The organism is Kibdelosporangium persicum, assembly GCF_013280595.1.
Lineage (GTDB): Bacteria > Actinomycetota > Actinomycetes > Mycobacteriales > Pseudonocardiaceae > Kibdelosporangium > Kibdelosporangium persicum.
Genome location: NZ_JAAATY010000006.1, coordinates 51,633 through 77,541, shown reverse-complemented (window position 1 = coordinate 77,541; position 25,909 = coordinate 51,633). Strand labels below are relative to the sequence as shown.

Annotated in this window: 25 protein-coding genes; 8 read left to right on the top strand and 17 right to left on the bottom strand. The window is 68.4% G+C overall.

Annotation, left to right across the window (positions count from 1 at the left end; genetic code table 11):
• Nucleotides 1–25: 25 nt before the first annotated feature.
• The 5 genes from GC106_RS13085 to GC106_RS13065 are packed head-to-tail and all read right to left on the bottom strand — an operon-like array spanning nt 26 to nt 7,096.
• Nucleotides 26–2,491, bottom strand: coding sequence for a LamG-like jellyroll fold domain-containing protein (locus GC106_RS13085; protein WP_312872622.1), 2,466 nt, complete (start codon nt 2,489–2,491; stop codon nt 26–28).
• A gap of 22 nt (nt 2,492–2,513) precedes the next feature.
• On the bottom strand, nt 2,514–3,485 hold the full coding sequence (locus GC106_RS13080) for an ABC transporter permease (protein ID WP_217280493.1): 972 nt from the start codon (nt 3,483–3,485) through the stop codon (nt 2,514–2,516).
• Nucleotides 3,486–3,529: 44 nt separating this feature from the next.
• Nucleotides 3,530–4,486 carry an ABC transporter permease gene (locus GC106_RS13075; RefSeq protein WP_173129035.1) on the bottom strand — a complete coding sequence of 319 codons (957 nt, stop codon included), beginning with the start codon at nt 4,484–4,486 and terminating at the stop codon, nt 3,530–3,532.
• The gene (locus GC106_RS13070) at nt 4,479–6,005 is read right to left on the bottom strand and encodes a sugar ABC transporter ATP-binding protein (RefSeq protein WP_173129032.1); all 1,527 of its coding nucleotides are present in this window, start codon (nt 6,003–6,005) and stop codon (nt 4,479–4,481) included. The genes GC106_RS13075 and GC106_RS13070 overlap by 8 nt, the downstream gene beginning before the upstream one ends.
• On the bottom strand, nt 6,005–7,096 hold the full coding sequence (locus GC106_RS13065) for an ABC transporter substrate-binding protein (RefSeq protein WP_173129029.1): 1,092 nt from the start codon (nt 7,094–7,096) through the stop codon (nt 6,005–6,007). Before GC106_RS13065 ends, GC106_RS13070 begins: the two co-directional genes overlap by 1 nt.
• Nucleotides 7,097–7,196: 100 nt before the next feature.
• Here GC106_RS13065 and GC106_RS13060 point away from each other — a divergent pair, with 100 nt between their 5' ends.
• Nucleotides 7,197–8,192, top strand: a complete 996-nt coding sequence (locus GC106_RS13060) for a LacI family DNA-binding transcriptional regulator (protein WP_173129026.1) — start codon at nt 7,197–7,199, stop codon at nt 8,190–8,192.
• A gap of 203 nt (nt 8,193–8,395) precedes the next feature.
• The gene (locus GC106_RS13055) at nt 8,396–8,800 is read left to right on the top strand and encodes a bacteriophage spanin2 family protein (RefSeq protein WP_173129024.1); all 405 of its coding nucleotides are present in this window, start codon (nt 8,396–8,398) and stop codon (nt 8,798–8,800) included.
• 97 nt (nt 8,801–8,897) lie between these two features.
• Here GC106_RS13055 and GC106_RS13050 read toward each other — a convergent pair whose 3' ends face one another.
• The 3 genes from GC106_RS13050 to GC106_RS13040 are packed head-to-tail and all read right to left on the bottom strand — an operon-like array spanning nt 8,898 to nt 11,145.
• Nucleotides 8,898–9,416, bottom strand: coding sequence for a molybdenum cofactor biosysynthesis protein (locus GC106_RS13050; RefSeq protein ID WP_173129021.1), 519 nt, complete (start codon nt 9,414–9,416; stop codon nt 8,898–8,900).
• Nucleotides 9,413–9,910, bottom strand: coding sequence for a peptide-methionine (S)-S-oxide reductase MsrA (gene msrA, locus GC106_RS13045; protein WP_173129018.1), 498 nt, complete (start codon nt 9,908–9,910; stop codon nt 9,413–9,415). Before msrA ends, GC106_RS13050 begins: the two co-directional genes overlap by 4 nt.
• Nucleotides 9,911–9,936: 26 nt before the next feature.
• Nucleotides 9,937–11,145 carry an MFS transporter gene (locus GC106_RS13040; RefSeq protein WP_173129015.1) on the bottom strand — a complete coding sequence of 403 codons (1,209 nt, stop codon included), beginning with the start codon at nt 11,143–11,145 and terminating at the stop codon, nt 9,937–9,939.
• Between the two features lie 113 nt (nt 11,146–11,258).
• Between GC106_RS13040 and GC106_RS13035 the strand changes: the two genes are divergently transcribed.
• On the top strand, nt 11,259–11,822 hold the full coding sequence (locus GC106_RS13035; protein ID WP_217280458.1) for a TetR/AcrR family transcriptional regulator: 564 nt from the start codon (nt 11,259–11,261) through the stop codon (nt 11,820–11,822).
• Here GC106_RS13035 and GC106_RS13030 read toward each other — a convergent pair.
• Together GC106_RS13030 and GC106_RS13025 are read right to left on the bottom strand one after the other, a co-directional pair.
• Nucleotides 11,819–12,913: a Gfo/Idh/MocA family protein gene (locus GC106_RS13030; protein WP_173129012.1), complete on the bottom strand. Its 1,095-nt coding sequence runs from the start codon at nt 12,911–12,913 to the stop codon at nt 11,819–11,821. The genes GC106_RS13035 and GC106_RS13030 overlap by 4 nt on opposite strands.
• Nucleotides 12,910–13,641, bottom strand: coding sequence for a sugar phosphate isomerase/epimerase family protein (locus GC106_RS13025; RefSeq protein ID WP_173129010.1), 732 nt, complete (start codon nt 13,639–13,641; stop codon nt 12,910–12,912). The genes GC106_RS13030 and GC106_RS13025 overlap by 4 nt, the downstream gene beginning before the upstream one ends.
• 291 nt (nt 13,642–13,932) lie before the next feature.
• Between GC106_RS13025 and GC106_RS13020 the strand changes: the two genes are divergently transcribed.
• Entirely contained in the window at nt 13,933–14,235 is a 303-nt protein-coding gene (locus GC106_RS13020; RefSeq protein ID WP_173129007.1) for a hypothetical protein, read from the top strand.
• 59 nt (nt 14,236–14,294) lie between these two features.
• Here GC106_RS13020 and GC106_RS13015 read toward each other — a convergent pair whose 3' ends face one another.
• Both GC106_RS13015 and GC106_RS13010 read right to left on the bottom strand, forming a co-directional pair.
• Nucleotides 14,295–15,368: a family 2 encapsulin nanocompartment cargo protein terpene cyclase gene (locus tag GC106_RS13015; RefSeq protein ID WP_173129004.1), complete on the bottom strand. Its 1,074-nt coding sequence runs from the start codon at nt 15,366–15,368 to the stop codon at nt 14,295–14,297.
• Between the two features lie 16 nt (nt 15,369–15,384).
• Entirely contained in the window at nt 15,385–16,233 is an 849-nt protein-coding gene (locus GC106_RS13010; protein ID WP_173129000.1) for a geranyl diphosphate 2-C-methyltransferase, read from the bottom strand.
• A 247-nt stretch (nt 16,234–16,480) separates the two neighbouring features.
• On the opposite strand from GC106_RS13010, the gene GC106_RS13005 reads away from it, so the two are divergent.
• Complete coding sequence (locus GC106_RS13005) at nt 16,481–18,397, top strand: DUF8189 domain-containing protein (RefSeq protein ID WP_173128997.1); 1,917 nt, start codon at nt 16,481–16,483, stop codon at nt 18,395–18,397.
• A gap of 129 nt (nt 18,398–18,526) precedes the next feature.
• Here GC106_RS13005 and GC106_RS13000 read toward each other — a convergent pair whose 3' ends face one another.
• The 3 genes from GC106_RS13000 to GC106_RS12990 are packed head-to-tail and all read right to left on the bottom strand — an operon-like array spanning nt 18,527 to nt 20,451.
• Nucleotides 18,527–18,892, bottom strand: a complete 366-nt coding sequence (locus tag GC106_RS13000) for an Hsp15 family ribosome-associated heat shock protein (RefSeq protein WP_173128994.1) — start codon at nt 18,890–18,892, stop codon at nt 18,527–18,529.
• A gap of 33 nt (nt 18,893–18,925) precedes the next feature.
• Entirely contained in the window at nt 18,926–19,159 is a 234-nt protein-coding gene (locus GC106_RS12995; protein ID WP_173128990.1) for an SCO4848 family membrane protein, read from the bottom strand.
• A gap of 53 nt (nt 19,160–19,212) precedes the next feature.
• Nucleotides 19,213–20,451, bottom strand: a complete 1,239-nt coding sequence (locus GC106_RS12990; protein ID WP_173128987.1) for a hypothetical protein — start codon at nt 20,449–20,451, stop codon at nt 19,213–19,215.
• A 101-nt stretch (nt 20,452–20,552) separates the two neighbouring features.
• Here GC106_RS12990 and GC106_RS12985 point away from each other — a divergent pair, with 101 nt between their 5' ends.
• Complete coding sequence (locus tag GC106_RS12985; protein WP_173128985.1) at nt 20,553–20,897, top strand: MmcQ/YjbR family DNA-binding protein; 345 nt, start codon at nt 20,553–20,555, stop codon at nt 20,895–20,897.
• A gap of 24 nt (nt 20,898–20,921) precedes the next feature.
• On the opposite strand, the gene GC106_RS12980 is transcribed toward GC106_RS12985, so the two are convergent.
• Nucleotides 20,922–21,272 (bottom strand): hypothetical protein, encoded by a 351-nt coding sequence (locus GC106_RS12980; RefSeq protein ID WP_173128982.1) that lies wholly within the window; start codon nt 21,270–21,272, stop codon nt 20,922–20,924.
• 287 nt (nt 21,273–21,559) lie between these two features.
• On the opposite strand from GC106_RS12980, the gene GC106_RS12975 reads away from it, so the two are divergent.
• Both GC106_RS12975 and GC106_RS12970 read left to right on the top strand, forming a co-directional pair.
• A complete protein-coding gene (locus GC106_RS12975) occupies nt 21,560–23,068 on the top strand; it encodes an alkaline phosphatase D family protein (RefSeq protein ID WP_173128980.1) in 1,509 nt (502 codons plus the stop codon).
• A gap of 11 nt (nt 23,069–23,079) precedes the next feature.
• On the top strand, nt 23,080–24,282 hold the full coding sequence (locus tag GC106_RS12970; protein ID WP_173128978.1) for a hypothetical protein: 1,203 nt from the start codon (nt 23,080–23,082) through the stop codon (nt 24,280–24,282).
• Here the strand turns inward: GC106_RS12970 and GC106_RS12965 are convergent.
• Nucleotides 24,279–25,355 (bottom strand): calcium:cation antiporter, encoded by a 1,077-nt coding sequence (locus GC106_RS12965; protein ID WP_173128976.1) that lies wholly within the window; start codon nt 25,353–25,355, stop codon nt 24,279–24,281. The genes GC106_RS12970 and GC106_RS12965 overlap by 4 nt on opposite strands.
• Between the last annotated feature and the right edge of the window lie 554 nt (nt 25,356–25,909).

Sequence of the window (25,909 nt, the reverse complement as noted above, 5' to 3'; positions counted from 1 at the left end):
CACTCACGAGGGTGGCTGGGGACTGCTACCGGCCTGACGCGTACAACTGGGCCACCTCGGCGGCAGGCAGGGCCCGGTCGTACAGGTGGACCTGGTCGATCGCACCACGCCAGAAGTCCACCGGGCCGCCGTTGAACTTCGCCCGGCCGATCACGGTGTTGCCCGCGCCCGGCCCGCCGTCACACGAGTACGCCGTGGCGGCCGGCTGTCCGTCCACGTACAGGGTCAACGACCCCGCCTTGACGTCCCGCACGCCGGCGATGTGGTACCAACGTCCCGGCTCCGGAGCGACCGGCGCGAGCGCACGGACACCGGCGAAGCTGAACGCGAACCTGTTGTCGGCGCCCGAGTACTGCAGGAAGAACGCGCTGTTCGACGGCCCGTCCTGGCTCACCGCGGTGGCGAACCCGCCGAGGCTGTCGAGCTTCACCCACGCCGCCGCGCTGTAGTTGCCCGCGGTGTCGAGGATGCTCGCGCCCGTGTCCACCACGGAGGTGGAGCCGTTGAACTGCACGGCCGAACCGGGGTGTCCTTCGGTCCAGGTGGCGTTCTGCAGAGTCGCGTCCCTGGTGCCGACCTCGTCCGCGGTGACCGTGCCCGTTCCTTCGCTGAACGGGTAGTACGTGATCCCGTCCGCGCCCGGCGTTCCGGGACCGGGCTGCGGGCCGCTGCCGGTTCCGTCGGCCTTCTCGATGATTTCCTCGTTGATCGCCTTCACCTGGCCGAAGTCCATCTTGCGGACCTGCCTGTCGTAGGTGAAGAACCCGTTGACCTCGTGCTCGACGTCGGTGATCTGGGTGTAGATCGCGGCACTGATCCCGCACTTCTGCGCGGCGTTCAGCACGTCGCGCTGGTTCTCCACATACCTGCGGGTCAGCGTGGCCGTGTCCGGCGTCATCTCGTAGGCGTGGCCCTCGCCGAACCACATGTGGTTCTCGACCTCAAGGCCGAAGCCTCCGTGCTCGCCGTCCGCGGCGGCGCGGGTGGCGGTCGGCGACGGAGCGGCCGGTCCGACATAGGCGTGGTAGTCGAGGATGTCGCCGCGACCGGAGTCACCCTTGGACGCGCAGCAGTTCACGCCACTGTGGGCGTTCACCAGCCTGCTCGGGTCCTGCTTCTTGACGTCGTCGGCGATCCGGCCGGTCGCGGTGCGGTCCCATTCGCCCCAGCCTTCGTTGAACGGCACCCACACGACCACCGAGGTGAAGCTCTTGTGCTTGTCCACCATCGTGTGCAGCTCGCGTTCGAACTGCTGCTGGGCGTCCACCGGCGGCAGCTCGCCGGACGTCTTCATCGCGGGCATGTCCTGCCACACCAGCAGTCCGAGCTTGTCGGCGTGGTAGTACCACCGGTCGGGTTCCACCTTGATGTGCTTGCGGACCGTGTTGAACCCGAGCACCTTGTGCTGTTCGAGGTCGAACCGCAGCGCCGCGTCGGTCGGCGCGGTGTGGATGCCGTCCGGCCAGAAGCCCTGGTCCAGAGTGGACATCTGGAACACGATCTTGCCGTTGAGCGTCATCCTGAGTTTGCCGTCGGCACCGGGTGCCATGCCGATCTCGCGCATCCCGAAGTACGAGCCGACCTCGTCGACGGTACGGTGCCGCTTGACGAGCTTGACCTTCAGGTCGTAGAGGTGCGGCGAATCCGGTGACCACAGCTTCGGGTTGGGCACGGGCAGCTTCAGCTCGGTGTTGGGCGCACCGGTCACCCGGCCCACCGGCCTGTGGCGGTCGTAGGCGACAGCTTCGACCATCAGCCCGGACGTGTCACCTTCGACCCGCGCGGTCAGCCGCAGGGTCGAGTCCTTGAGGTTCGGTGTCTGGTCCAGCTGCGTGATGTTGCTGCTGCTGACCGGTTCCAGCCAGACGGTCTGCCAGATGCCGGAACTGGACGTGTAGAAGATGCCACGGTCGGGCACGTTGCGCTGCTTGCCGACCGGCTGCCAGGTCGCGTCGGTCAGGTCCGTCACGCCGACGATCACTTCCTGCGGGCCGCGCCTGGTCAGCGCGTCGGTGATGTCCAGGCTGAACGCGTCGAACCCGCCGCGGTGGGTGCCGACCTGGCGGCCGTTCACCCAGATCACGGAGTCGTAGTCGACCGCGCCGAAGTGCAGCTTCACCCGGTCGCCGCGCCAGTTGTCCGGCACCGTGAACGTGCGCCGGTACCACATCCGGTCCTCACGGCGCTGGATTCCGGACAGCGCGGATTCGATCGGGTACGGCACCAGGACCCGTTCGGCCAAGGACTTGCCGATCGGCGGGGCCTCTCCTTGCGTGGCGGCCGCGAACTCCCACACGCCGTTGAGGTTGCGCCACTTGTCCCTGGTCAGCTGGGGACGCGGGTATTCGGGCAGAGCGTTGTCCGGACCGACCTGGTTGGTCCATGGGGTGGTCAGCGGTGGTTTTCCGGGCTTCCACGTCGGTTCCGCCGAAGCGGGGACCGCGACGAGGCTCCATAACAGAGCGGTGAGCAGGATCGAGGTTCTCAACACAGGCGGCAACCTCCGGTTTATCTCACGTACCGCGCTCCCTGCCAAGATGAGCACGGCTCAGGTAGGCCTGGATGGCCACTACGGCGGCCAGGAACGCACCACTGACCACCGACTGGTAATGCGACGACAACGTGCCGATCTGGTTGATCACGTTCTGGATCACCATCAGCAGCAACACGCCGGCCAGCGTCCCGCCGACAGTGCCGGCGCCACCGGTGAGCAGGGTTCCGCCGATCACCACGGCGGCGATGGCGTCGAGTTCGAACCCGACACCCACGATCGTGACGCCCGAAGCGGAGTACGCCGCGGCCAACGCGCCGGCCAGGCCGGCCAGCAGACCGCTGCCGGTGTACAGCCACATCGTGCGCCTGGCGACCGGCAGCCCCATCAGCCGCGCGGCTTCGACGCTGCCTCCGATCGCGAGGACCGAATGGCCGAACCTGGTGCGCTGCAACATGACCGCGCCCACAGCGAACAGGACGACGGCGATCCACACCGGATAACCGACACCCAGCAGCGTGCCTTGCCCGAGCTGGGTCAGCAACGCGTCCCGCGGCATCACCCGGGTGTTCGAGCCTTCGTCGGTGATCGCGAGCAGGAGCCCGCGGGCACCGAGCAAAGTGGCCAGTGTGACGATGAACGGCGCCAACCGTCCATATGCGACCAGCGCGCCGTTCAGCATGCCGATCCCGCCGCAGACGACCAGCGGCAGCAGGATGCCGGTCAGGCTGCCCCACTGGATTCCCAACGCCGCGAGCACACCGCCGAGCGCGTACACCGACCCGACCGACAGGTCGATCCCGCCCGAGATGATCACGAACGTCATGCCCAGTGCGACGATCGCCAGGAACGAGCTCTGCATGGCGATGTTCCGGGCGTTGTCCACGGTCGCGAACGAGTCGAACGCGACCGTGGACACGATCACGATCAACGCCAGCACGACCAGCGAACCCCGCCGTTGCACGAGACCGGCGATCCACTCCCGCTTGGTCATGCCTTTGTCCGCGGCCACCACCGCCGTTTTCTCCGTCACGGCAGTCATCCCCCACCTCCCAGGCGAGGCCGCTGCAACAGCACCGCGACCACGATGATCGCCGCCTGCACGACGAGCGCTGCCGAACTCGGCAGGTTGTGTTTGATCAACGTCGCCGAGATCAGCTGCATCAGCAGCGCACCCGCGACCGTGCCGAGAATCCTGACCCGGCCGCCGTTCAGCGGTGTCCCGCCGACCACCACGGCCGTGATCGCGGACAACTCGGCCAGCTGCCCGATCGCGGACGGATCGGACGCGGTGAGCCGTGCGGTCGCCACGATCCCGGCGACCGCCGCGAGCACACCGCTGATGACGTACGTGACGATCAGGGTCCGCCGGACCGGCAGACCGGCGAGCACACTGGCCGACCGGTTGCCGCCGACGGCGACCAACTGCCGCCCGAACGTGGTGTACCGCACCAGGAAACCGACCACCAGCGTCAGGCACGCGGCGATCAGCACCACGATCGGAATCCCGAGCACACTGCCCGAACCGAGCTCCAGCAACATCGGGTTGCGGATGTCCTTCAACCGTCCGTCCGCGAGCACCAGCGCCAGCCCCCGGCCGCCGACCAACAGCGCCAGCGTGGCCACGATCGGCTGGATGCCGACCACAGCGACGAGCGTGCCACTGAAGATCCCGCACAACGCGCCGCCCAGGAGGGCGACGAGGATGGCGGGCATCAGGCCGTAACCGAGGTAGAGCGGCAGCAACGCCGCCGACAGCGCCATCACCGAGCCGACCGACAGGTCGACACCCTCGGTGCCGATGACCAGTGCCATGCCGAGTGCGGCGATCAGGATCGGCGTGACCTGGACGAGCTGGGTGTTGAGGTTGGCCAGGGTGGCGAAGTTCTCGGTGAAGGCGAGGTTGTAGAGGACAAGGATGCCAAGGGCGGCGTAGACGCCGTAGTCGCGGAGTCTTCGGGTGGCTGGTGGCTGGGTGACGGTTGTCTCAGCCATGGCCGCCGCCGTCCGCCAGCGCCGCGATCAGCTTCTGCTCGGTCACGTCCGCACCTCGCAACTCGGCCACCACACGGCCTTCCCTGAGCACCACGATCGAGTCCGAGCCTTCGACGACCTCCTCGAACTCCGAGGAGATCAGCACGACGCCCAGCCCTTCCGCGGCCAGCTCCCCCACCAGCGCCTGCACCTCCGCCTTCGCGCCGACGTCGATGCCCCGCGTCGGTTCGTCGAGCAGCAGCACCTTCGGCTCCCGGCACAGCAACCGGGCCAGCAACACCTTCTGCTGGTTGCCGCCGGACAGCTCGCCCACCTTCTGGTCGGGGCTGGATGCCTTGATCCGCAGGCGTTTCATGAACGTGTCCACAATGGCGTCCTGGCGCCTGCGGGACACCAGGCCCCCGGCCGACAGCCGGGGCAACGCCGCCAGCACGATGTTCTCCCGTACCGACAGGTCCGGCAGTACGCCGTCCGACTTGCGGTCCTCGGGCAACATGACCACGCCCGCCCGCATCGCCGCGGCGACCGAGCCGGATCGCACCGGCTTGCCTGCGACGGTGACCGCCCCGGAATCGACGGGCAGGGAGCCCGCGATCGCCCGGACGGTCTCGCTCCGCCCGGCACCGAGCAGGCCGCCCAGCCCGACGATCTCGCCGGGCCGGACGGTCACATCGACTCCGTGCAGGCGATGCTGGCTGGTCAGGCCCCGAGCCGCCAGGACCGGCGTCTCCAGTGCCTCGGCCGGCGCCGAGTCGAACTTGGTCGTGCCCTCGCGCTGGATCTGTTCGAGGTCACGGCCGAGCATCAGCGCGACCAGCTGCAACCTCGACAGCTCCTTCAGCGGACCATTGTGGACTTTGCGCCCGTCCCGCAGGACCGTCACCGTGTCGCAGATGCGGTAGAGCTCGTCGAGCCGATGGCTGACGTACAGCACCGCGGCACCCTCGGCACGCACCCGGTTGATGATCTCGAACAGGGTGTCCACTTCCCGGGGTTCCAGCGACGAAGTGGGTTCGTCCAGGATCACCACGCGGGCGTGGCTGGCCGCCGCACGCGCGACGGCCACCATCTGACGCACTCCCGCGCCCAACGTCCGCAGTGGTCTGGTGACGTCGACGTGCACGCCGTACGACTCCAGGAGCTTGGCCGCGGCCGTGTTCATCGCCCTGAAGTCCAGCAGCCCGAACCGGTTGCGTGGTTCCCGGCCGAGGAACAGGTTGCTGGCCACCGACATCAGCGGCACCAGGTTGATCTCCTGGTACACCGTGCTGATCCCGGCCTCCTGCGCGTCCAGCGGCCGGCTGAACCGGACAGGCGAACCGCGGTAGGACAACTCCCCGCTGTCCGGCGCGTACACGCCGGTCAACACCTTGATCAAGGTCGACTTGCCCGCGCCGTTCTCACCGACCAGCGCGTGCACCTCACCTGGCGGCAACGTGAGGTCCACTTCGGACAGCGCGACCACACCGGGGAACCGCTTGCCGATCCCGCGTGCGTCGAGCACGGCCTCGGCTGTCATCAGTAGGAGTTGCCCAGTTCGGCAGTGGCGTTGTCCTTGGTGTACAGCTTGTCGCTGATCACCACGTTCTGCTGGACCGGCTGTCCACTCAGGAACGACTGGAGCGTCTGGAACGCCAGCGGGCCGAAGCGCGGGTTGGACTCGACGACCGCGTACAGCTCGCCTTCGGTCACCTTCTGGACCGCGTTGCGGGTGCCGTCGATGGACACGACATGGATGTCGGTGCCGGGTTTCTTGTTCGCGCTGCGCAGCGCGACCAGCGCGCCGAGCGCCATTTCGTCGTTCTCCGCGTAGACACCGTTGATGTCCGGCTGGGCCTGGATGATCTGCTCCATCACCTGCTGGCCCTTGTCCCTGGCGAAGTCACCGGTCTGCTGGGCGACCACCTGGATCTCCGGCGCGGACGCCTTGAGCTCGTCGACGAACCCGTTGGTCCGGTCGGTGGTCACGTTGTTGCCCGACGCGCCGAGCAGGATCGCGACCTTGCCCTTGTTGTTCAGGGCCTTGGCCATCTGCTGGGCGGCCCGCTTGCCCTGCTCGACGAAGTTCGAGCCGAGGAAGGAGACGTAGTCCTTGCAGGCCGCGGCGTTGACCTTGCGGTCGATGGTGAGCACCGGGATGTTCTTGGCACGCGCGGCCGACAGCGCCGGTTCGAGGCCGTCGGAGTTCAGCGGCGCCACGATCAACGCCTGCGCACCCTTGTTGATCATGTCCTGGATGTCCGAGATCTGCTTGCTCAGCTGCGAGTTCGCGTTCGTGGTCAGCAGCTGCTTGACGCCGGCCTTCGCGGCCTCGTCCTTGATCGACTGGGTCTCGGCGATCCGGAACGGGTTGGCTTCCTTCTCGGACTGGGAAAAACCGACGATGGCGGACTTCAGGTCGAGCTGGGTGCCGCCGTACTGGGTGATCGTGCAGGTCGGGCCGTCGGCGGTGGACGCGACCGGGGCCTGCGCGCCCCCGGTGCCCTGGGCGGGCGGTGCGGCCGTCTCCTCGGACTTGGCGCATCCGGCCAGGATCAGGGCGAAGCCGCACAGGCTGGCACCGACGATCCGGCCTAAGTGGACTGGACGGGATGGACTCGCGGCGGTCATGTGCTGACTCCTCGTCGAGACAGGGCGAACACGCTCGGCGAGCACGTTACATCGTTGGTACAACGTTGTAAATACGCCGGATCTTGATACTCTCAACCCCGTGGCAACACTGAAGGACGTGGCCGAACTGGCCGGTGTGTCAGTCAAAACGGTGTCCAACGTGGTGAACGGCTACTCCTTTGTGAAGCCGGAGAACGAGCGGAAAGTCCGCGAGGCACTGGCCGCGACCGGCTACAAGCCCAACGTCGGCGCCCGCAACCTGCGCCGCGGCCGGACCGGTTTCATCGCGCTGATGGTCCCCGAGCTGAGCATCCCGTACTTCGGCGAACTCGCGGGCGGCGTGATCACCGCGGCGCACACGCACGACTGGAGCGTGCTGATCGAGCAGACCCAGGGCATGCGCGACCCCGAGGTGGCCACGCTCGCGTCACTGGGGCCGCACATGGTCGACGGCGCCATCATCAGCCCGGAGGCACTGCTCACCGACGACCTCACCCACAACCCCACCGGCGTGCCGATGGTGTTGCTCGGCGAACACGCGCTGGACGTCCCGATCGACCACGTCGGGATCGACAACGTACAGGCCGCACGGATCGCCGTGCGGCACCTGATCTCGATGGGCCGCAACCGGATCGCGGTGATCGGCCAGAACCCCGACCGTGGCACGGCCACCCAGCGTCTCGCCGGATATCACGACGCGCTGAACGAGGTCGGCCTGACCTGCCCACCCGAGTACGTCGCCCCTGCCGTGCGCTACCACCACCGCGACGGCGCCGAGGCGATGGCCCGCCTGCTGGCTCTGCCCGAAGCGCCGGACGCGGTGTTCTGCTTCAACGACATGCTGGCCCACGGTGCCGTCCGAGCCGCGGCCGAACGCGGATACCATGTGCCACAGGACATCGCGGTGGTCGGCTTCGACAACACCGAGCACAGCAAGTACAGCCTGCCGTCCCTGACGACCATCGCCCCGGACAAGGCGGCACTGGCCAAGGCAGCGGTGAACCTCATACACGAACGGTCCAACGGCGACTCGAGTCCTGTCCAGGACGTGCAGATCCCGTTCACCCTCGAGGTGCGCGAGAGCACCACCGGTTAGCTCCCCGTCACCCCTCCGACTGAACAAGATCGGGCGCTGCCCGGGGGCGCCGGCCGCTTTGGTAAAGTGGGCTTTACGGAGGGGAGTACCCACCCGGTCGAGATTCGTCAGTACGGCGTCCCCTGTGGCGACCCGGTCTCGGCGCCACACGTCGCTGTGGTTGGGGAGACCTTCGGTTCGTCGAAGAACCGGAAGGGATTCGCATGCGTTCTACCAAGCGGTTGCTGGCAGGCATCTTCGGGGGCGGTGCGCTGGTCGTCGCCCTGACCGCCTGCGACACGCTGCAGGAGGCGCAGCAGACCGCCGAGGGCGTGAGCAATGCCGCTTCCACCGCCCAGGTCTGTCTCGAGGCGCTCAAGATCGCCTCGTTCAACCCGGACACCGCCAATCCCGAGGCCGCGGTCCAGGGCGCGCAGGACGCCGGCAAGAAGCTGGAGGACCTCGCGGCCAAGGCCACCGACACCAACGTCGACAAGGCGCTGACCGACCTGGCCACCACGATGAAGGAGACCACGGTCACCGACCTGGTCAACGGCCCGGCCGACTGGCTGAAGACCAAGGCCGACCAGGCCGCCGCGCTGACCAAGGCGTGCACCCCGGCCGGCTGATCCAGACGCGCGAGCGGGCGGCCTCACGATGAGGCCGCCCGCTTGGTGTTTCACCCAGGTCACGACCGCGTCGCCGGGTCGGGGTTCGCCCCGGATCTCAGAGCAGCGTCGGTGACAGCACTTCCAGCTCGGCCGGGCCGACCCGCAGTTCTCCGTCGTCAAGCGGAACGCACCGCACTCCCCCGTGACCGCGCAGGCCACGGCACGCGCCCTGCCCGAGCACGACGTCCATCCATACGCACGGACTGGCCGGGCGGTGCGCCTGGAACCGGATCGGGCCCGCGCCCGAGTCCAGGCTGAACAGCGAACCTGGTGTGCCGCGCCGGGCTGCCAGGGTGTCGATCGGGAAGCCGCGCAGCGCGATGTTGCGGCGGGTCAGCAGCGGGGACGCCGTGACGCCGATGGCGTCGAGGGACTCGGCGGCGATGACCGTCACCAACCCCTTCCGGTGGGCGGGGTGGTTGAAAAACCTGTCCCCCACGATGCCCTTCCCGGCGCGGACCTCCACCACCGAGCGGCCCACCGGCTCGGGATCAGGCCGCGGCCCGTCAGAGGGGCGTCCTTCGAACGCGTGCACGCGCGAAGCGTGCAACGCGACGATCTCCACGGCTGTCATCTGACCGGCGACAACGTCCAGTCAGGCCGGACGTAGTGGCAGGTGTAACCGTTCGGGAACCGCTCGAGGTAGTCCTGGTGCTCCGGCTCGGCCTCCCAGAAGTCACCCAGCTGGCTGACCTCGGTGACCACCTTGCCCGGCCACCGGCCGGACGCCTCCACGTCGGCGATGGTCTGCTCGGCGATCTGCTTCTGCTCCTCGGTGGCGTAGAAGATCGCCGACCGGTAGCTGGTACCGACGTCGTTGCCCTGGCGGTTCTTCGTCGTCGGGTCGTGGATCTGGAAGAAGAACTCCAGGACGTCCCGGTACGACGTCACCGCCGGGTCGTACACGATCTCGATCGCCTCGGCGTGGCCATGGTGGTTCATGTACGTCGCGTTGGGAACGTCGCCACCCGTGTAGCCCACTCGCGTGCTCACCACGCCTGGCTGACGCCGGATCAGATCCTGCATCCCCCAGAAGCAACCACCGGCCAGCACAGCAACCTCGGTCACGTCACGCTCCTCTCGTCCGCTCTCACTCAGTCCAGCGAATCCACTGCCGGATTTGTTCCTGCCCGTACCGGTGCCGGCTTGGGCATCACGTAGGCGAAGACCGCGGCGAGCGCGCACAGCACGACCGGCAGCGCGAAGGCGACGTTCAGCGGCATCCAGTGTGTCAGCCCGCCGACCAGCGCGGGTCCGGCGAGCATGCCGACGTAGCCCAGGCCGACCACGCGGGCCATCAGCGTGCCCGCCGACCTGGTGTCGAGATTGCCCGCCGCGGTGAACAGCTGCGGGACGCCGCCGGACAGGCCGAGGCCGAACAGCGTCCAGCCGACGAGCGCGAGCGGAACCGTCGGTGACACCGAGGCGATGGTCAGTCCCACCGCGGCCAAGGCGGCGCCGTACCGGACGATCGCGACCGGGCCGATGATCGCGGCGACCCGGTCCGTGGCGAACCGGCCGACCGTCATCGCCACGGAGAACGAGCCGAACGCGAACGCGGCCGTGCTCGCCGAGGTGTCGAGGATGTCCTTGAAGTGCAGCGCGGCCCAGTCCGCCGCGACGCCCTCGGCCAGCATCAACGCGAAGGCCAAGCCGCCGAGGAACCACACCAGCCTGCGTGGTGCCGCACTCCGCGGGGTCCGCTCGGCCGACGACGACTCGCTGTGGTGGTGGTCGGGTTCGAGCAGGAAACGGGCGGTGGCCAGCGAGACGACCACGGCGGCCGCGCCGCAGGTCCCCAGCGACACCGCCGTCGGTACGCCCGCCCCCAGCAACGCGGCTCCGGCCAGCGCCGCGGCCGCGCCACCGATCGACCACATCGCGTGGAAGGCAGCCATGATCGGCCGGGGATACGTCCGCTCGACCACCACGGCCTGGGCGTTCATCCCCACGTCGATGGTGCCGTTGGCGAAGCCGAACGCGATCAGCGACAGCCCCAGCGTCCACCACGAGTCGGCCAGACCGGGCCCGACCAGCGCGCATCCCATCAGCACGCCCGCGGCCGGCACGAGTTTGCGCTGGCCAAGGCGGTCGGCCAGGGCACCACCGACCTGCATGCCGACGAACGCCGAACCGCCGAGCAGCAGCAACAGCAGGCCCAACGTGCTGTGGGCGATCCCGGTCGCGCGTTCGACGTTGGGGATGTGCACGACCCACAGGCCGACGCAGAACCCGTTCAGGGTGAAGTAGATCCACGTGGCCACGCGGGCGGCCCGGGCACGCGGCGGGGCGAGTTGTGTCATCAGCGGGCACTCCTCATGGGCATGATCCTCGCAGCTTGCGGCATGATGGTCATCGTGCCCGCCGCCCTACCGCTCGCCGCGACACCGTGACCGGGGGTTATCTGAAAGGCCGGATGCGCCGTGAGGACATCATCACGGCCGCGATCGAGGTCTACCGCGAGGCCGGGTACAACGGCTCCTCCCTGCGTGAAGTGGCCAAACGCGCCGGGATCACGCATGCCGGTCTCCTTTACTACTTCCCCACCAAGGAGGCGTTGCTCGCCGCTGTCCTCGAACGCCGCGACGCCGAGGACACCGAGCGGGAGAAGCTCGACATCGCGCCGGGCATCGACCTGTTGCGGCACCTGATCGCGCTGGCCGAGTACAACGTCGCCCACCGCGGCATCGTCGAGGTCTACGCCCGGCTGGCGGCCGAGGCCGTCGCCCCCGGCCACCCGGCGCACGAGTACTTCATCCGGCACTACCGGATCGCCCGCGAGTCGGCACTGGCGACCTTCAGGACCCTGGCCGCGAACGGCGAACTGCGTCCCGGCGTGGACCCCGAGGCCGCCGCGGTGGCGTTCATCGCGATGGAGGACGGCCTGCAGGTGCAGTGGCTGACCACACCCGACGAGATCGATCTCGTCGGGTCGCTGCGGTTCTATCTGCAAAGCCTGCTGACCGTCCCCCTCGGCTAGAACGTCTTCTCGTACGGGTCCCAGTCCGCGGGCAGCGCGGGCGGGACGTCGGTCGTGCTCCGTACCTCGACCGACCGGCCCGCCTCGATCGACTCCTCGATCGACAGCATCACGTCGAGCACGTGGTACGCCAGCTCGCCCGACGCGCGCTCGGGCACGCCCGCCTTGATCGCCCGCGCGAGTTCGAGCGCGCCGGTCCCTCGTGAGGCCGCGTGCCCCTGCGCGACAAGCTCTTCCGGCTCGTCCTTGCCGGGCAGGTAGAGCTGGGTCGGCCCGTCGAAGTAGTTCGGGTCCGGCAGCACGGCGGCACCGCCGGTCCCGGTCAGCTCGAGGAAACCCGCCCGGTGCAGCGCCGAGTCGAAACTCAGCACGATCTGGGCCGATCCTCCCCCGGCGAACTCCACCAACGCGGAGACCGTGGTCGGCACGGTCACCGCGAACTCGGTCCCGGCCCGTGGGCCGCTGCCGATGACCCTGGTCGCCCGCGCCTGCCCGCCCGTGCCGGTGACCTTGCTGATCGGGCCGAGCAGCGAGACGAGCGACGTCAGGTAGTACGGGCCCATGTCGAGCAAGGGCCCGCCACCCGCCTGGAAGAAGAACTCGGGCGCGGGATGCCAGCTCTCCGGGCCGGAAACCTGGAACAACGCCAGCGCCGTCATCGGTTTGCCGATCCGGCCTTCGTCGATGGCTCGGCGTGCGGTCTGCAGCCCCGCACCCAGCACGGTGTCGGGTGCGCAGGCGACGCGTAAGCCCTTCTCCTGGGCCCGGTCGAGCAGCTTGCGGCCGGTCTGCCGGTCCAGTGCCAGCGGTTTCTCCGTCCAGACGTGCTTGCCCGCGTCGAGCGCGGCCAGGCCGACCTCCGCGTGCGCGGCCGGGATCGTCAGGTTGACGACGAGGTCCACGTCCGGGTCGGCGAGCAGATCGGCCACGTTGCCCGCCTTCGGCACGCCGTGTTTGCCGGCCTGCGCCTGAGCTCGTGCCGTGTCGATGTCCGCGACATGCAGGACCTTCACGTCCGGGAAACTGGTGAGGTTGGTGAGGTAGGTGTCGCTGATGACACCCGCACCGATGATGCCGACGCCGATGCTCATCCTTCGTGATCCTTCAGGTAGGTGAAGCTGGCCGCGATGCCTTCGAAGATGTCGCCGTCGTAGCGGTCGAACTCGACCACCCGCAGCGCCTGGGGTGCCGCCTTCAGCACGTCCGTGACCGGGACACTGCCCTGACCCGCCGGGACCTGCCCGGACGCGTCGGTCGCCAGGCCGCCGTCCTTCACGTGGATCGCGTGCACCCGGTCGCCCAGCCGCCGGAGCAGTTCGGCCGCGTCCTCGCCGCCCGCCGTCGCCCAGTAGGTGTCGACCTCCAGCACGAGCTCGGGGTCGAGCTGGCCGGCGAAGACCTCGAACGCGCTGCGCCCGTCGATCCGGGACTCCAGCTCCCACCAGTGGTTGTGGTACCCGACCCGGACGCCGAACTCCCGCGCGATCCCGGCGGCGTGGTTGAGCGCCTTGGCGGTGGCGGTGATGTCGTCCTTGGTCTGCCACTTCTCGGGCGGGACGTAGGGGTCGATCACGACACCGACCCCGCATTCGGCCGCGACCTGGAACACGGGCCGCGGATCCTCCTCGATCAGCCGGGCGTGCGCGGTCGGCGCGGTGAGGCCGTGTTCGGTCAAGCCGGTCCGCAGCACAGCCGCGTGCTCGACAAGGCCGTACGGCTCGACCTGGGTGAACCCGATTCCCGCGAGGCGGCGGAGGACCTCGGCGGGCTGCTCGGCGAACTCGTCACGGACGGAGTACAGCTGCACGGAAACATTCATCACTCCGACTCCCCTGGCATCGTTGACTGTGGAAGCGCTCTCACAATTTCTACCACGTGGTAAGTATTCGCACCAGAGGCTAGTCAGAGTCACCACGAAGCACCACCACGTTTTCCCGCCCCAGCACCCCGAGTTCGCACTGGAACGCGGAAGGCAAGAGCCGCCACACGCCCTTGCGTAGGCGGTTTCAGCTGTGGCTGAAGCACTTTCCGGTTTTCGCCACAGGTCGTGAATCTTTGCCACGATCGATCCCGGGCCGGGGTGACCCGGCCATCACGGAGAGGATCGAGCATGCGGGGATTCAAGCGAGTGCTGGCGGCGTCCGGGGTCGCGTTGGCGGCGTTCAGCCTCACCGGCGCGGGCAACGCGACGGCTGGAGTGGCCAAGGCCGAGGTGTTGTGTGCCACGGACTCCGACGGGCACACATGGGCAGAGGCCATCTGTGAGTACGGCGAGTACCGGGTCGTCGTCGACTACTGCCGAGTCACCTGCTCAACAGAGAGGGGCCCATGGACACGACAGCCGTACGTCTCCCGTATTGACGGCTTCCCGTCTGGCGGCAGCATCGTCGTGAAGCAGCCCGAAGTCAGGTGAGCGAAACGAGTGCCACGGCGTCCCCTGTACGCCGTGGCACTCGTTGTTCTTCGGATCACTCAGCCGAGTTCCCCGGATGTGCTGAAGTAACGGGGATTTGTCGCATGCCACTCGAAACCGCCGCCCATCCAGGCGCGAAGCCCGCGCAGGAACCGCTGTAGCTCCAACGAGGGCACGGCCCGCAGGTTACGGTGGCCTGCCTCGAAGTCCCGGACGATGGTGTTGTGCAACTCGACGGTCGCCTCGGTCGCCTCCTGGATCGAGCAGTCCCGGTCCGCGGCGATCTGCAGAACCATGTTGCAGACGGGTTTTTCGTCAGCCGCATCCTTCGCCACCGAGTGCAGGTCGTTGACCAGTACTGTCGCGGTGCCTGCCTGCGTGGCCGCGCGGCGCACGCGGGGGTCGTAGAAGATCGGCGCGGGTAGTTCGTAGCCGCCGACAATGTCGATCAGGGTCATCGACGTGTAGAAGCTGTCGTGTTGGCGCGCCGCCAGGTACTCCCAAGCCGGCGGGTACGACCCGGTGTATCGCCAAGCGGCGTAGGCGTTCCAGCTGACGAACATCGCGAACGTCGAGTAGCACACCCGTTGGATCTGCGCCGCCGAACCGTGCCGGGCGATGTGTTCCACGCCTGAGCGCAGTGCCACCAGGATCGGGTCCGACCGGAGTGCCTCCTCCAGCGAGGCCGTGAATTCCCCTGCCGGTGCGACGGGGTCCATGGCCGCCATCACCAACGCGAGCCGAGGGGGTAGTTCCGTTGGTACGGCGCCCATTTCGCTGTCGTCGGCGTAGAGGTCGTCCGCGGCCCACCATGCGGCGTTCATCTGGGCCGCCACCAGCAGGTGGTCCGGGTCGTCGGAATCCGGGTGGGCCAGCATGGCCAGTTTGCCGAAACCGGCCCTGCCGAGCAGTTCGAGGTTCTCCCCGTCGAACCCGCACTCCCCCGCCCAGGTCACCAGCCGCCGGTTCACCTCCTCGGCGAGGGGTTCGTTCACGCGTTCCACGACCGGCGTGTACAACGGCGGGGCGGTTCCGTCACCCCATTGCCGTTCCGCGTAGGCCGGATCTCGCCGGGACGCCATGCGCGCGGCCGACGTGCCCAGGCCGGACGGTCCGAAAAGGATATCCGTCATCTGGTGTCCCCGGTGGTCAGGTTCGGTCGGCCGCGATCAACAGGTAGTGGAAGCTGCCTTCCTTGTACGCGGTGAGAAACGTGTCCTCGATGCCCGTCGCGACCGAGGACCGCGCCCGCAGTTCCCAGTACGGGATCGTCGCCGGGGTCAGGTCGACCACGGTGATCGGCACGAACCCGTTGTCCGACAGGGCTTTGAAGTATTCGCTGCGCGGGTGGATGTTGCAGATGTAGTGCTGGTCGATCTGGCTCACCGCGCGGGAACGCCCGCCGGTCACGTCGTTGTAGCACCCGGTGATGCACACGTACCGGCCGCCGTACTCCAGCAGCCGTGCGAACTCGCGGAACAGTACGTGCAGGTCGACGTACATCGTCGTCTCGTTGGTCCAGACGCCCCGCATCGAACCGGTGCCGAACCCGGTGTCCAGCATGTTGCGGAAGTGGAACCGCACGCGGTCGTCCACCTTGCGTTGCCGTGCTTGGTCGTTGGCGAACGTGACCTGCTGCTCGGCGATGCTCACGCCGTCGACCTGGCAGCCAAATCGTTGGTTGGCCATGAAACTGGTGCCGCCACGGCCGGACCCCGCGTCCATCAACCGGTCCGCCGGCTGGATGTCACCCAGGTGGTCGAGCAGCACGTTCGCCTGCGCGGTCTCCAGGCGGTGCATCTCCGCGATGATGGCCTGGTCGCCGGCCCGCAGCACGGACGGGTCGTAGTCGCCGATGCCGTAGTGGTGGTGGTACAGACCGTCGATCTCGCCCAGCCTGATGTTGACCGGATCGTTCTCCTTGTTCCAGTACGCGGCGATGGAGCGCTGGTAGTCGCTGCGTAGCACCGGTCCCTCGGTGGACTGGACAGTGGTCATCCGGGTGGCTCCTCTGCGAGGCTCGGTTCGTCCGACCTGATCGAGCCTGGCAGCCGGTGCCCGCGACGGGCATCGACCAGCCGGGGATGGCCGCCGCACCATCGGGTGGTTCACAGTGGACCGACAGTGAACCCCTCGTGAGTGTTTGTCAGGGTTAGAACACTGACAAACACTCACGAGGGGGCAACCTTTCCGCACGCCTTCGCGTCTAGCCTGGGCACTACCGACCACACAGAGGGGGAACGACATGCCACACCCACCCGGCAACAACAGACGGGTTCCGGTCGACCTCAAGGCTCCGTCGTGGGCCAAGGACGTCACCCGGCCGCGCGACCGCAACCGGGCGCTGGCGGCGCCGAGCACCGGCAGCTACGTCACGATCCTCGCGCACTCCGACGACGAGTTGCTGTTCATCAACCCCGATCTGCAACCGGCGATCACGGCGGGCCTGCCGGTCCGGACGATCTACCTGACCGCGGACCAGAACAACGGATGGCCCGAAGGCGGGCTCACCCGTGAGCAGCTCTCCGCGCGGCTGCACCAGGGAACCAGGAACGCCTACGCCTCGCTGGCCGGTGTGCCCAGCGACTGGGCCATCGACACCATGACGGTGGCCGGCCGGATCATCGAGCGCAACACCCTCAACGGCGCCCAGCACATCCAACTGCTGTGGATCAACCTGCCGGACGGTGGCGACGCCCTGCACCCCGACGCGTTGCTCAACCTGTGGAACGACCCGGGCTTCAGCTCGCCGACGATCGTGCCGGAGCCCGGCCCGGTCACCCAGGTCCAGCACTACACCGGCCAGGAACTGCACAACGTCCTGGTCGAGTTGCTGACGATGTACCAGCCGACGACCATCCGGATTCAGGACCCGGCACCGGACGGCCGGTACTGGGCCGACCACATCGACCACATCGCCGCGACCTACCACGCCCAGCTCGCGGTCCGCGCCTACGAAGGTCCGGACGCGACTGGCCAGTGCCTGTTGTTCCGTTACCGGTGCTACAACACCAGCGTCTCCCCGGTGAACGTCTTCAACCCGCTGTACGAGCCCAAGCGGGCCGCCTACTTCGAGTACAAGGCGCTCGATCCGCTGACCGGTGACGGGTTCGACGTCAACCTGGCACGCAACTACCAGCGTTTCCCGGTGACCGAGCCGTTCGTGATCAAGGACGGGACAGGCGCGCTGTACGCCGTCGTCGTCGGCGGGGACAACGTCATCGCGTGGCGGCAGAACGCGGGCGGCGCGACATGGTCGGCTCCGGCCACCCTGATCTCCGGTCTCTTCGCGCCCGGCGTCGCCATGGAACTCAACGCCGACGGCACCGTCCAACTGGCCGTGCTCGACCTGCTCGCCGGGGACATCAAGACCACCAGGCAGACCGCGCCGGGTGCCGGATTCGGCGCGTGGACCTCGATCGGCGCTCCCGACGGGGCGCTCGGTGTGCCGTGTTTCGGCCGCAACACCGACAACTGCCTTGAGCTGTACGTGCTCAACGCGTCCGGGGGGATCAGCAACGCCTTCCAGACGACGCCCAACGGCAGCGTGTTCGACGGCTGGTACGACGTGGGCGGCGGACCGGACGTGATCGGCCAGCCGACGGTGATCAACAGCAGCACCGGGCTGCTGAACCTCTTCGCCGACAGCAACGGCTGGATCAAGCACTGGACCCAGCCGCCGGGCGGCGGCACGAGCGTGAACCCGAACTTCCCCGCGGTGGAGACGGTCGGCACGCCCAGTCCGGTGCTGCAGAACAACGACACCGCGATACTGATCATCCGTGAGCACGGCGACGGAACGATCGGCACGAGCCGGGAGCAGACACCCGGGGGGACATGGTCCGGGCTGGCCCACATCGGCGGCCACGGCGGCGTCGGCCCGGCGTTCGGCGTACGGACCGGCGGTACCAGCCCGCGCGTGCTGGCGTTCGCGCGCAACGACAACTACGGCATCAGCATGAGCAGGCAGGGACCGACCGGGCAGTTCGGCACCTGGGAGGACCTCGGCGGTTACTGCGAGATCGGGCCCGCGGCCGTGCTGGACAACGCGGGGCTGGTGCGCCTGTTGATCGTCGGCGGCGATTGCCGGCTGTACGAGCGACGCCAGACCACCGCCGGCCCCAGCGGGGCGTTCACCGGCTGGCAACTCGCCGGAGCCTGACAGTCCACAGCGGACCCGCGGTCCCGGATTCCTGATCCGTGCGACCGCGGGTCGTCCCGTGCCGCGGCCTGGCCGACCTCGAGGGTGTCCGTGTGGAGCGCACGGATCTCGTCGTGCGGGACGCTGACCTCAGCCGCGGCCGGTCCGGAACTTGTCCAGGACACGACGGTCCCGCTTGGTCGGGCGGCCCGTGCCACGGTCGCGGACGGCCACCGGGGCCAGTGCCTCAGGCGGCGGCTTCGGCGTGCGGTCGATGTAGCAGGTCACGGCGTCGGGCGCGCCCACTCGTTTCTGGATCACCCGCACGACCTCGACGACCCTCGTGGTGGTGCCGACGCGGGCACGGACCTCGTCACCGGGCGTCACGCTCGTGGCGGCCTTCGCGGGGCGTCCGTTGACGCGCACGTGGCCGCCTCGGCATGCCGCAGCGGCATCCGAGCGGGTCTTCGTCAGCCGGACCGCCCACAACCAGCGATCCACACGGGTGGACTCCACAGCCGTACATGATGGCTGACGATCAGGGACGCGTCACGCGGATTGCCGCCGTCGTGCTTTCAGACCGCGCCATCCGATGACGCCGATGACGGTACCGAGCACGAACGACACCACGGTCAGCACCGCGTGCACGATGAAATACCCGGTCGGCGATCCGTCGGCCGCCCACGCCCGGTCGGAGTCCCACAGGTTCTTGGCGAAGGTGATCCAGATGACCCACGACCAGACGCCGAAGGCGGTCAGGAAAATCGACGTGCGACGAGACATGGCCGCATTCTGCCTCGCCCGCCGGCCGGCGCCGGATCTGGCCCGCACGGGGGTCAGGAACCGCGGACATCCACGATCGCGTCGGTCCCGGTCAGGCTGACGAGCTTGACCGTGATCTTCGTGGTCCCGCTCCCGAACGACCCTTCACCGCCTGGCGCCAGGGTCAGCGCGCCGGTGGCGTCCGCGACCGTGACACCCGAGCTCGTCACCGCGATCTTGAACGTCGAGCCGGCGGCGGTCACGTCGGCCGATCCGGTGATCAGCACCTGGCACTGGCCGTCCTGGCAGGCGGCGAGGTCCGTTCCGTCGGCGGCGGTCGTCGGGGTCTGTTGTGGACGTTCACAGGCCGGGGCGAGCGCGTGCGCCTCGGCGAGGTTCTTGTCCTTGGCCACGATGGCGTCCAGGCCGGGTTCCTTCGGTTTGGCGGTGGACACGATGTCGGCGACCTCGGTGGCCTTCGCCTTCAGCTGGTCGAAGGGGAGCTGGAAGTACTCGCTGCTGCCGGCGGTGGGCGGCGGGAGCTTGGCGAGCGCGGCGGTCACCGCGGAGAGCGTCTGGTCCCGGTAGGCGTCGGCTTCCGCGATGCCCGTCGGTTTCAGGTTGTTGAGCTGCGAGTTCACGTCGGTCAACGGCTGTCCGGCCGAGGTGATGTACGTACCCAACGCCGCCCACGCGGCCTGCTGGAACCGTGGATCGCTCACCGCGGGATCCGCCAAAGGATCGACGCGCAACTCCGACAGCGTCCGCACGCTCGCGCACATCACGTTCGACCATGCCACCAGGTCCCGGAGCGGCCCGGCCTGACCGACCGGCGTGCAGTTCGGTGCCACGTCGTAGGACGCCCGCAACTCCGGTGTGCGTTCGGCCAGCTCGGCGTCCTTGGGCTCGAACTCGGTCAGCGTCGACACCACCGCCGGTGCCTGCCTGGCGTTCACCTGCTCCTTGAGCTTGCCGAGCCAGTCCTTCATGGTCGAGGCGTACGCGTCGGCCGGTGGGAGGCCCGTGGTGCCGAGGTCCGCCAGTTTCTTCTCGGCGTCCCCGACCCACGTCGAGGCCTGGCCGAGGAACTCTGTCGCGGTGCCGGAGGACGTGTCGGCCTGGGGCGCCGCGGACCGTACGCCTTTGATCGCGGTGCCCAGCGTGCAGATGCCGTCCGCCCAGCGGACCAGCTCACGCTTCGCCGGTGGCGGTGGCGGTGGCGGTGGCGGCGCCGGCGAGCTCTGCTCGGCCGCCGTGCACCCGGCGCCGACCAGGCCCAAGCCCAGTAGTCCGATCGCCAGCCACCGCGTCACCCACATCACCCTCTCCCTGTGCGCGGCGACGGTAACCACGGCCGATCGGGAGGGGTCCCCGGCCCTTAGAATGCCTGCCTGGACTGTTGGGGGTTGAGGGCATGGCCGTGCACACTGATGAGTTCCACCGGATCGTCGACCGGCTGACCGGGGTCGAGCGGGCCGAGGGCAGCAAGTGGACGTCGTTCAGCGTGCGCGGCAAGAAGTTCGGGTACTACTGGCCGCGGACGCGGACCGCCGGGTTGAAGCAGACGATCTCCGAACAGCTGGCGCTGGTGGCCGAGCGGCCGGACGTGTTCGAGGAGCAGTTCACCTCGGGCGGGTTCGGCTGGGTCGTGGTGTACCTCGATCGGATCGAGGCCGACGAGCTGTCCGAACTGGTCTACGAGGCCTGGCGGTTGACCGCGCCGGACGAGCTCGTCGACGCGCTGCCGTTCCCCTACTGATCCCTGACCCGGCGGGGTGCGCTGTCAGTCCATCGGTTCGCGGGCGGGCGGCAGCCCGGGCTCTCCGGCGGGCCCGGCCGAGACCAGGGCGGGCATCTCGTCCGGCACTCTGTCGGCGTGCTCCGCCAAGGCGAGCCGGTGGGCCTCCAGGGCACGGATGTGCGCGGCCCGCAGGTCGTTGCCGTGCCGCATCTCGTAGTAGAGCGCCAACATCGCCGATGCCTGAACCTGCGCGGTCAGCTCCGAGGACGGTTGCGGGGCCGCGTTGACGTCCGGGGCCTCCGCGAACAGCATCTCGGCGAACTCGACCCGGGCATGGCCCATCGCACGGTCCTCACCGGTCGAGACTGGGGGAAACTCGGGCTGGTCGGTCATATCCGGCACGGTAACCCCGGATCCCCCGCCAATCCGAGCGTGCACACCGGATATCACTGACTACGGTCACACGGCGTGACCTGACAGGGCGACTTCGGTTACAGTAAGTGAGGCGGTCCCGCGCCTGCGCGCGGCCGCCCGGCCCACCACCGGCGACACCCTCCGAAGTCCACTATAGACACACAGCGTGGACTTCCCGGGACGGACACGCCGCCGGTGGCGTAACGTCCTGCAAATAGTCGGTTCGCGGCTTCCGCACAGTGCCACGGCGCAGGTAGAAGAAGCTCATGACCCGACTGCATCGAAGGACGTTCCTCGTCGGTGGCCTGGCCGCCGCGGGGGCGCCGCTGCTCAGCACGAGCACCGCGAACGCCTTGGCGTACCCGTTCACCCTGGGTGTGGCGTCCGGCGAACCCACCGCCGACGGATTCGTGTTATGGACGCGCCTGGCCCCCAGACCGCTCAACGCCGACGGGCTCGGCGGCATGCCGGACACCCCGGTCACCGTGGACTGGCAGGTCGGCCTGGACCAGGCCTTCAGCCAGCTGGCCGCGTCCGGCTCGGTGACCGCCGTCCAAGCCTCCGCCCACACGGTGCACGTCGAGGTCGCCGGCCTGCAGCCGGATCGTGAGTACTGGTACCGGTTCCGTGCCGACGGCCACATCTCCCAGGTCGGTCGTGCCCGCACGGCGCCCGCGCCTGGTTCGGGTTCCGCGCTGACGATGCTGTTCGCGTCCTGCTCGCACTACGAGACCGGATACTTCACCGCGTACCGGCGAATGGCCGAAGACCGCCCCGACCTGATCCTGCATCTGGGCGACTACATCTACGAAGGCGCGGCCAACGCACGGGTGCGCACCCACTCCCCTGCCGCTGAGATCTCCAGTCTCGCGAACTACCGCGTGCGGCATGCCCTGTACAAGATGGACGTCGATCTGCAGGCCGCGCACGCCGCCGCGCCCTGGCTTGTGGTGTGGGACGACCATGAGGTCGAGAACAACTACGCCAACCTCGTGCGCAATGACACCTCGCCCGCCGGCGATTTCCGTGCCCGCCGTGAGGCGGCGTATCGCGCGTACTTCGAGCACATGCCGCTGCGTTCGGCGCAGGCTCCGGTTCGGGAGAACATGCAGCTGTACCGCCGTGTGAGGTGGGGCGGCCTGGCGACGTTCCACATGCTCGACACCCGTCAGTACCGCGACGACCAGGCGTGTGGCGACGGCTCGAAGCTCTGCCCCGAGGCCGACTCGCCGACCCGGACGCTGACCGGCACCGCGCAGGAGAGCTGGCTGCTCAACGGCATGGGACAGCGCCTGGGCACGTGGGATCTGATCGGGCAGCAGGTGTTCTTCGCGCAGAAGCTGGCGAAGGCGGACGGCACCAAGAGCATGGACTCGTGGGACGGCTACACCGCCAACCGCAAGCGGATTCAGGACGGCTGGCAGGCGCGTGGCAACACCAGCACGGTCGTGCTGACCGGTGACGTGCACCGCTCGTGGGCCAGCAACCTGATGAACGACTACAGCACCCAGGACAAGGTGATCGGCACCGAACTGGTCACCACGTCCGTCTCCTCGGACGGGGACGGCAACGCCACGGACAACGGCCTGTCGAGCCTCAACCCGCATGTGAAGTTCTACAAGAACCTGCGCGGCTACGTCCGGACATCGATCACGCCGACGCGGATGAACGTCGACTTCCGCGCGGTGGACAGGGTGAGCGTCCGGGACATGCCGGTCAAGACCATTCAGAGTTACGTGATCGAGGCGGGCAACCCCGGCCTGCAGGCGCCGTGAGAGGGACGGACATGAAGCGCTTACTCACCATTACGGCCGTCGGCATGCTGGCCTTCGCGGGCACGGCCGTCGCGGACGGCACCATCACGTGGGCTGCCGCGAACAGCACGGCCACCGGCGACCAGGACAACGCCTCGATTTCGGCCGTGCGCAACGGATATGTCGCCGTCGTCTGGGAGGACGACCGTGACTCCGCCGCGCCGGAGAACTCCGTGCACAGCGATGTCTGGATTCGTGTGTACCGGGACGGCACCTCGCTGTACGAGAAGAAGCTCTCGGCGGGCGGCGAAGGCAACTGGAGCCACCTGCACCCCGACGTGGCCCTGCACGACGACGGCACCGCGGTCGTCGTCTGGGCGGATGACAAGGACGGCAACGGCTACTACCAGATCGCGGTGCGTACGTTGAACACCGCGGGCACGGTCACCGGCTCGGCGACCGCGAACGCCAACTCGGCGGGCCAGCAGATCAACCCGGCGGTCGCCGCGGACCCGGACGGCCCCGGGTTCGCGGTGGCGTTCCAGGACAAGCAGGGCACAGCGGCGCCGACGGTCCGGCTCTCGGGGTACACCTCGATCACCACCAAGGCCTACGAGGTCCAGGTGAACGCGGCCGGCGGTACGCACCAGAACCCCGACGTGGCCATGGGCGCGGCGCAGAACGCGATCGTGGTGTGGGACGAGGACACCGACGCCAACGGCTACTTCAACGTCGCCCGCAAGGCTTTCACGCCGTCCGGTGGCGTGAAGCTCGCGCAGACGGGCGTGAACGCCGAAGGCGGCGGCCAGCAGCAGCACGCGTCCATCGCGGCCAACTTCAACGGTGACCACGTCGTCGGCTGGGAGACCGACCACACCGGAACCGTCCAGATCGGTGTGCGTTCGTTCTCCGCGACCGGCGCGGCCGTTTCCACAGTGGACACGTACGTGCCCGGTACGGACCCGCAGGTGGGCATCGACGACCAGCGTGCCGCGGTGGTCAACTGGACCGAGGCGCAGGACGTCTTCGTGCAGGGCGTCAACCCGGACGGTTCGACCGCGGGCCGCCAGCCCCGGATCACGGCCAACACGAACGTGACCGGCCGTCAGGACGAGCCGGCGGTCGGCGTCAACCCGTGGGGACAGATCTTCCTGACCTACACCGACGACGCCGACGGCAACACGTTCGACCAGGTCTATCTCGGGACCGGGCTGAACAACAGCACCTGGTCCTAGGGGCTGATCGCCAGGAAGAGGAACGCGGCGAGCAGGGCGAGGTGCACCCCGCCCTGCAGCCGCGTCGCCCGGCCCGGAACCACGGTCAGGATCGCCACGACGAACGTGAGGGCCAGCAACACCATCTGCGTGGCGCCGAGCCCCAGCAGCAGCGGGCCGTCCAGCCAGATCGACGCGACGGCGATGGCGGGGATCGTCAGCCCGATGCTCGCCATCGCCGAGCCGAAGCCCAGGTTCAGGCTGGTCTGCATCCGGTCACGGGCGGCGGCGCGCACCGCGGCGAACGTCTCCGGCAGCAGCACGAGCAACGCGATCACCACCCCCACGAAGGACTGCGGGAAACCGGCCGCCGCGACACCGGCCTCGATGGCGGGCGATTCCACTTTGGCCAGTCCGACCACCGCGACCAACGACACGAGCAGCATGCCGAGGCTGATCCACGCCGCCCTGACGGTGGGCGGCGGCGCGTGGTCGTCCTCGGCGGACACGCCGACCGGCAGGAAGAAGTCGCGGTGCTCCTTCGTCTGGGTGAAGACGAACAGGACGTACAAGGCCAGCGAGGCCAGGGCGGCGAAGATCAGCTGACCCGACGAGAACTGCGGTCCGGGCGTCGTCGTGGTGAACGTCGGCAGGACCATGCTGAGCGTGGCCAGGGTCACGACCGTCGCCAGGGCGGCGCCGGCGCCCTCGGCGTTGAACACCATCACCCGGTGCCGTGTCGCGCCGACCAGTAAGGCGATCCCGACGATCCCGTTGCACGTGATCATGACGGCCGCGAACACCGTGTCGCGGGCCAATGAGGCGGTCTCGGGGCCGCCCGACACCATCAACGTGACGATCAGCGCCACCTCGATCACGGTGACCGCCACCGCGAGCACGAGCGAGCCGAACGGCTCACCGATCCTGTGCGCTACCACTTCCGCGTGGTGCACCGCCGTGGACACCGCGCCCGCCAGCGCCAGCGCCACGAGGATCACCAGGACGACGGGCAGCTCGATGCCCCACGTCAGCGCGAGAACGGCCAGCGCGAACAGCGGGACGGCAAGGGGCCAGGACCGGATCAGCGCTCTCATGCCTACACATTCGCACATCGCGCCGCCGCGATCACATCGGCGCGATTGTCGCTTGTGGACCACGAGATACCGGTTGACGCTGCCCCGCCTTGTTTGTCACGTTGTCAGACAGTCAGGAAAAGTGACCAGAATCTCGCACCCGCCGATCCTGGCGGCGTAGGGACGTCCGCTCGCGGGTACTCCGAATCGCGGACATGTGGGACAACGAAAGTGAGGTCAGCGGATGGGCAACCTCGGCGGACTGGAAATCGTGATCATCGGTCTCTTCGTGCTCGTCGTCATCGGGGCGATTGTGGCGGCCACCATCGCGACGAAGAAGCACTGAGCATTTCTCGTGAGCGAAATTGTCTTGAAGGCCCCGGGCCTTTGTCACCCCGCACCGCCCCAGCACCACCACCGGGGAAGGCGGCCGGCATCCGGGTACCCCCAGCCCCCGGATGCCCGCACGGCCGATCAAACGATGACGAGCCCCACCTCAGCTTGGAACCAGTCGCGGTCCTGACGCTGCCCGTACATCCCTGCTCATCCTCTCCATCGATCACCCGGCGGCCTGA

Coding starts and splice junctions, on each gene's coding strand:
- GC106_RS12995 (WP_173128990.1), bottom strand. CDS start 19,159: ATGTCTCGTCGCACGTCGATTTTCCTGACCGCCTTCGGCGTCTGGTCG.
- GC106_RS12980 (WP_173128982.1), bottom strand. CDS start 21,272: ATGACCGACCAGCCCGAGTTTCCCCCAGTCTCGACCGGTGAGGACCGT.
- GC106_RS12985 (WP_173128985.1), top strand. CDS start 20,553: ATGGCCGTGCACACTGATGAGTTCCACCGGATCGTCGACCGGCTGACC.
- GC106_RS13075 (WP_173129035.1), bottom strand. CDS start 4,486: ATGGCTGAGACAACCGTCACCCAGCCACCAGCCACCCGAAGACTCCGC.
- GC106_RS12965 (WP_173128976.1), bottom strand. CDS start 25,355: ATGAGAGCGCTGATCCGGTCCTGGCCCCTTGCCGTCCCGCTGTTCGCG.
- GC106_RS13065 (WP_173129029.1), bottom strand. CDS start 7,096: ATGACCGCCGCGAGTCCATCCCGTCCAGTCCACTTAGGCCGGATCGTC.
- GC106_RS13025 (WP_173129010.1), bottom strand. CDS start 13,641: ATGAATGTTTCCGTGCAGCTGTACTCCGTCCGTGACGAGTTCGCCGAG.
- GC106_RS13035 (WP_217280458.1), top strand. CDS start 11,259: ATGCGCCGTGAGGACATCATCACGGCCGCGATCGAGGTCTACCGCGAG.
- GC106_RS13020 (WP_173129007.1), top strand. CDS start 13,933: ATGCGGGGATTCAAGCGAGTGCTGGCGGCGTCCGGGGTCGCGTTGGCG.
- GC106_RS12970 (WP_173128978.1), top strand. CDS start 23,080: ATGAAGCGCTTACTCACCATTACGGCCGTCGGCATGCTGGCCTTCGCG.
- GC106_RS13015 (WP_173129004.1), bottom strand. CDS start 15,368: ATGACGGATATCCTTTTCGGACCGTCCGGCCTGGGCACGTCGGCCGCG.
- GC106_RS13040 (WP_173129015.1), bottom strand. CDS start 11,145: ATGACACAACTCGCCCCGCCGCGTGCCCGGGCCGCCCGCGTGGCCACG.
- GC106_RS13070 (WP_173129032.1), bottom strand. CDS start 6,005: ATGACAGCCGAGGCCGTGCTCGACGCACGCGGGATCGGCAAGCGGTTC.
- GC106_RS13010 (WP_173129000.1), bottom strand. CDS start 16,233: ATGACCACTGTCCAGTCCACCGAGGGACCGGTGCTACGCAGCGACTAC.
- GC106_RS13050 (WP_173129021.1), bottom strand. CDS start 9,416: ATGACAGCCGTGGAGATCGTCGCGTTGCACGCTTCGCGCGTGCACGCG.
- GC106_RS13080 (WP_217280493.1), bottom strand. CDS start 3,485: ATGACCAAGCGGGAGTGGATCGCCGGTCTCGTGCAACGGCGGGGTTCG.
- GC106_RS13005 (WP_173128997.1), top strand. CDS start 16,481: ATGCCACACCCACCCGGCAACAACAGACGGGTTCCGGTCGACCTCAAG.
- GC106_RS13055 (WP_173129024.1), top strand. CDS start 8,396: ATGCGTTCTACCAAGCGGTTGCTGGCAGGCATCTTCGGGGGCGGTGCG.
- GC106_RS13030 (WP_173129012.1), bottom strand. CDS start 12,913: ATGAGCATCGGCGTCGGCATCATCGGTGCGGGTGTCATCAGCGACACC.
- GC106_RS12975 (WP_173128980.1), top strand. CDS start 21,560: ATGACCCGACTGCATCGAAGGACGTTCCTCGTCGGTGGCCTGGCCGCC.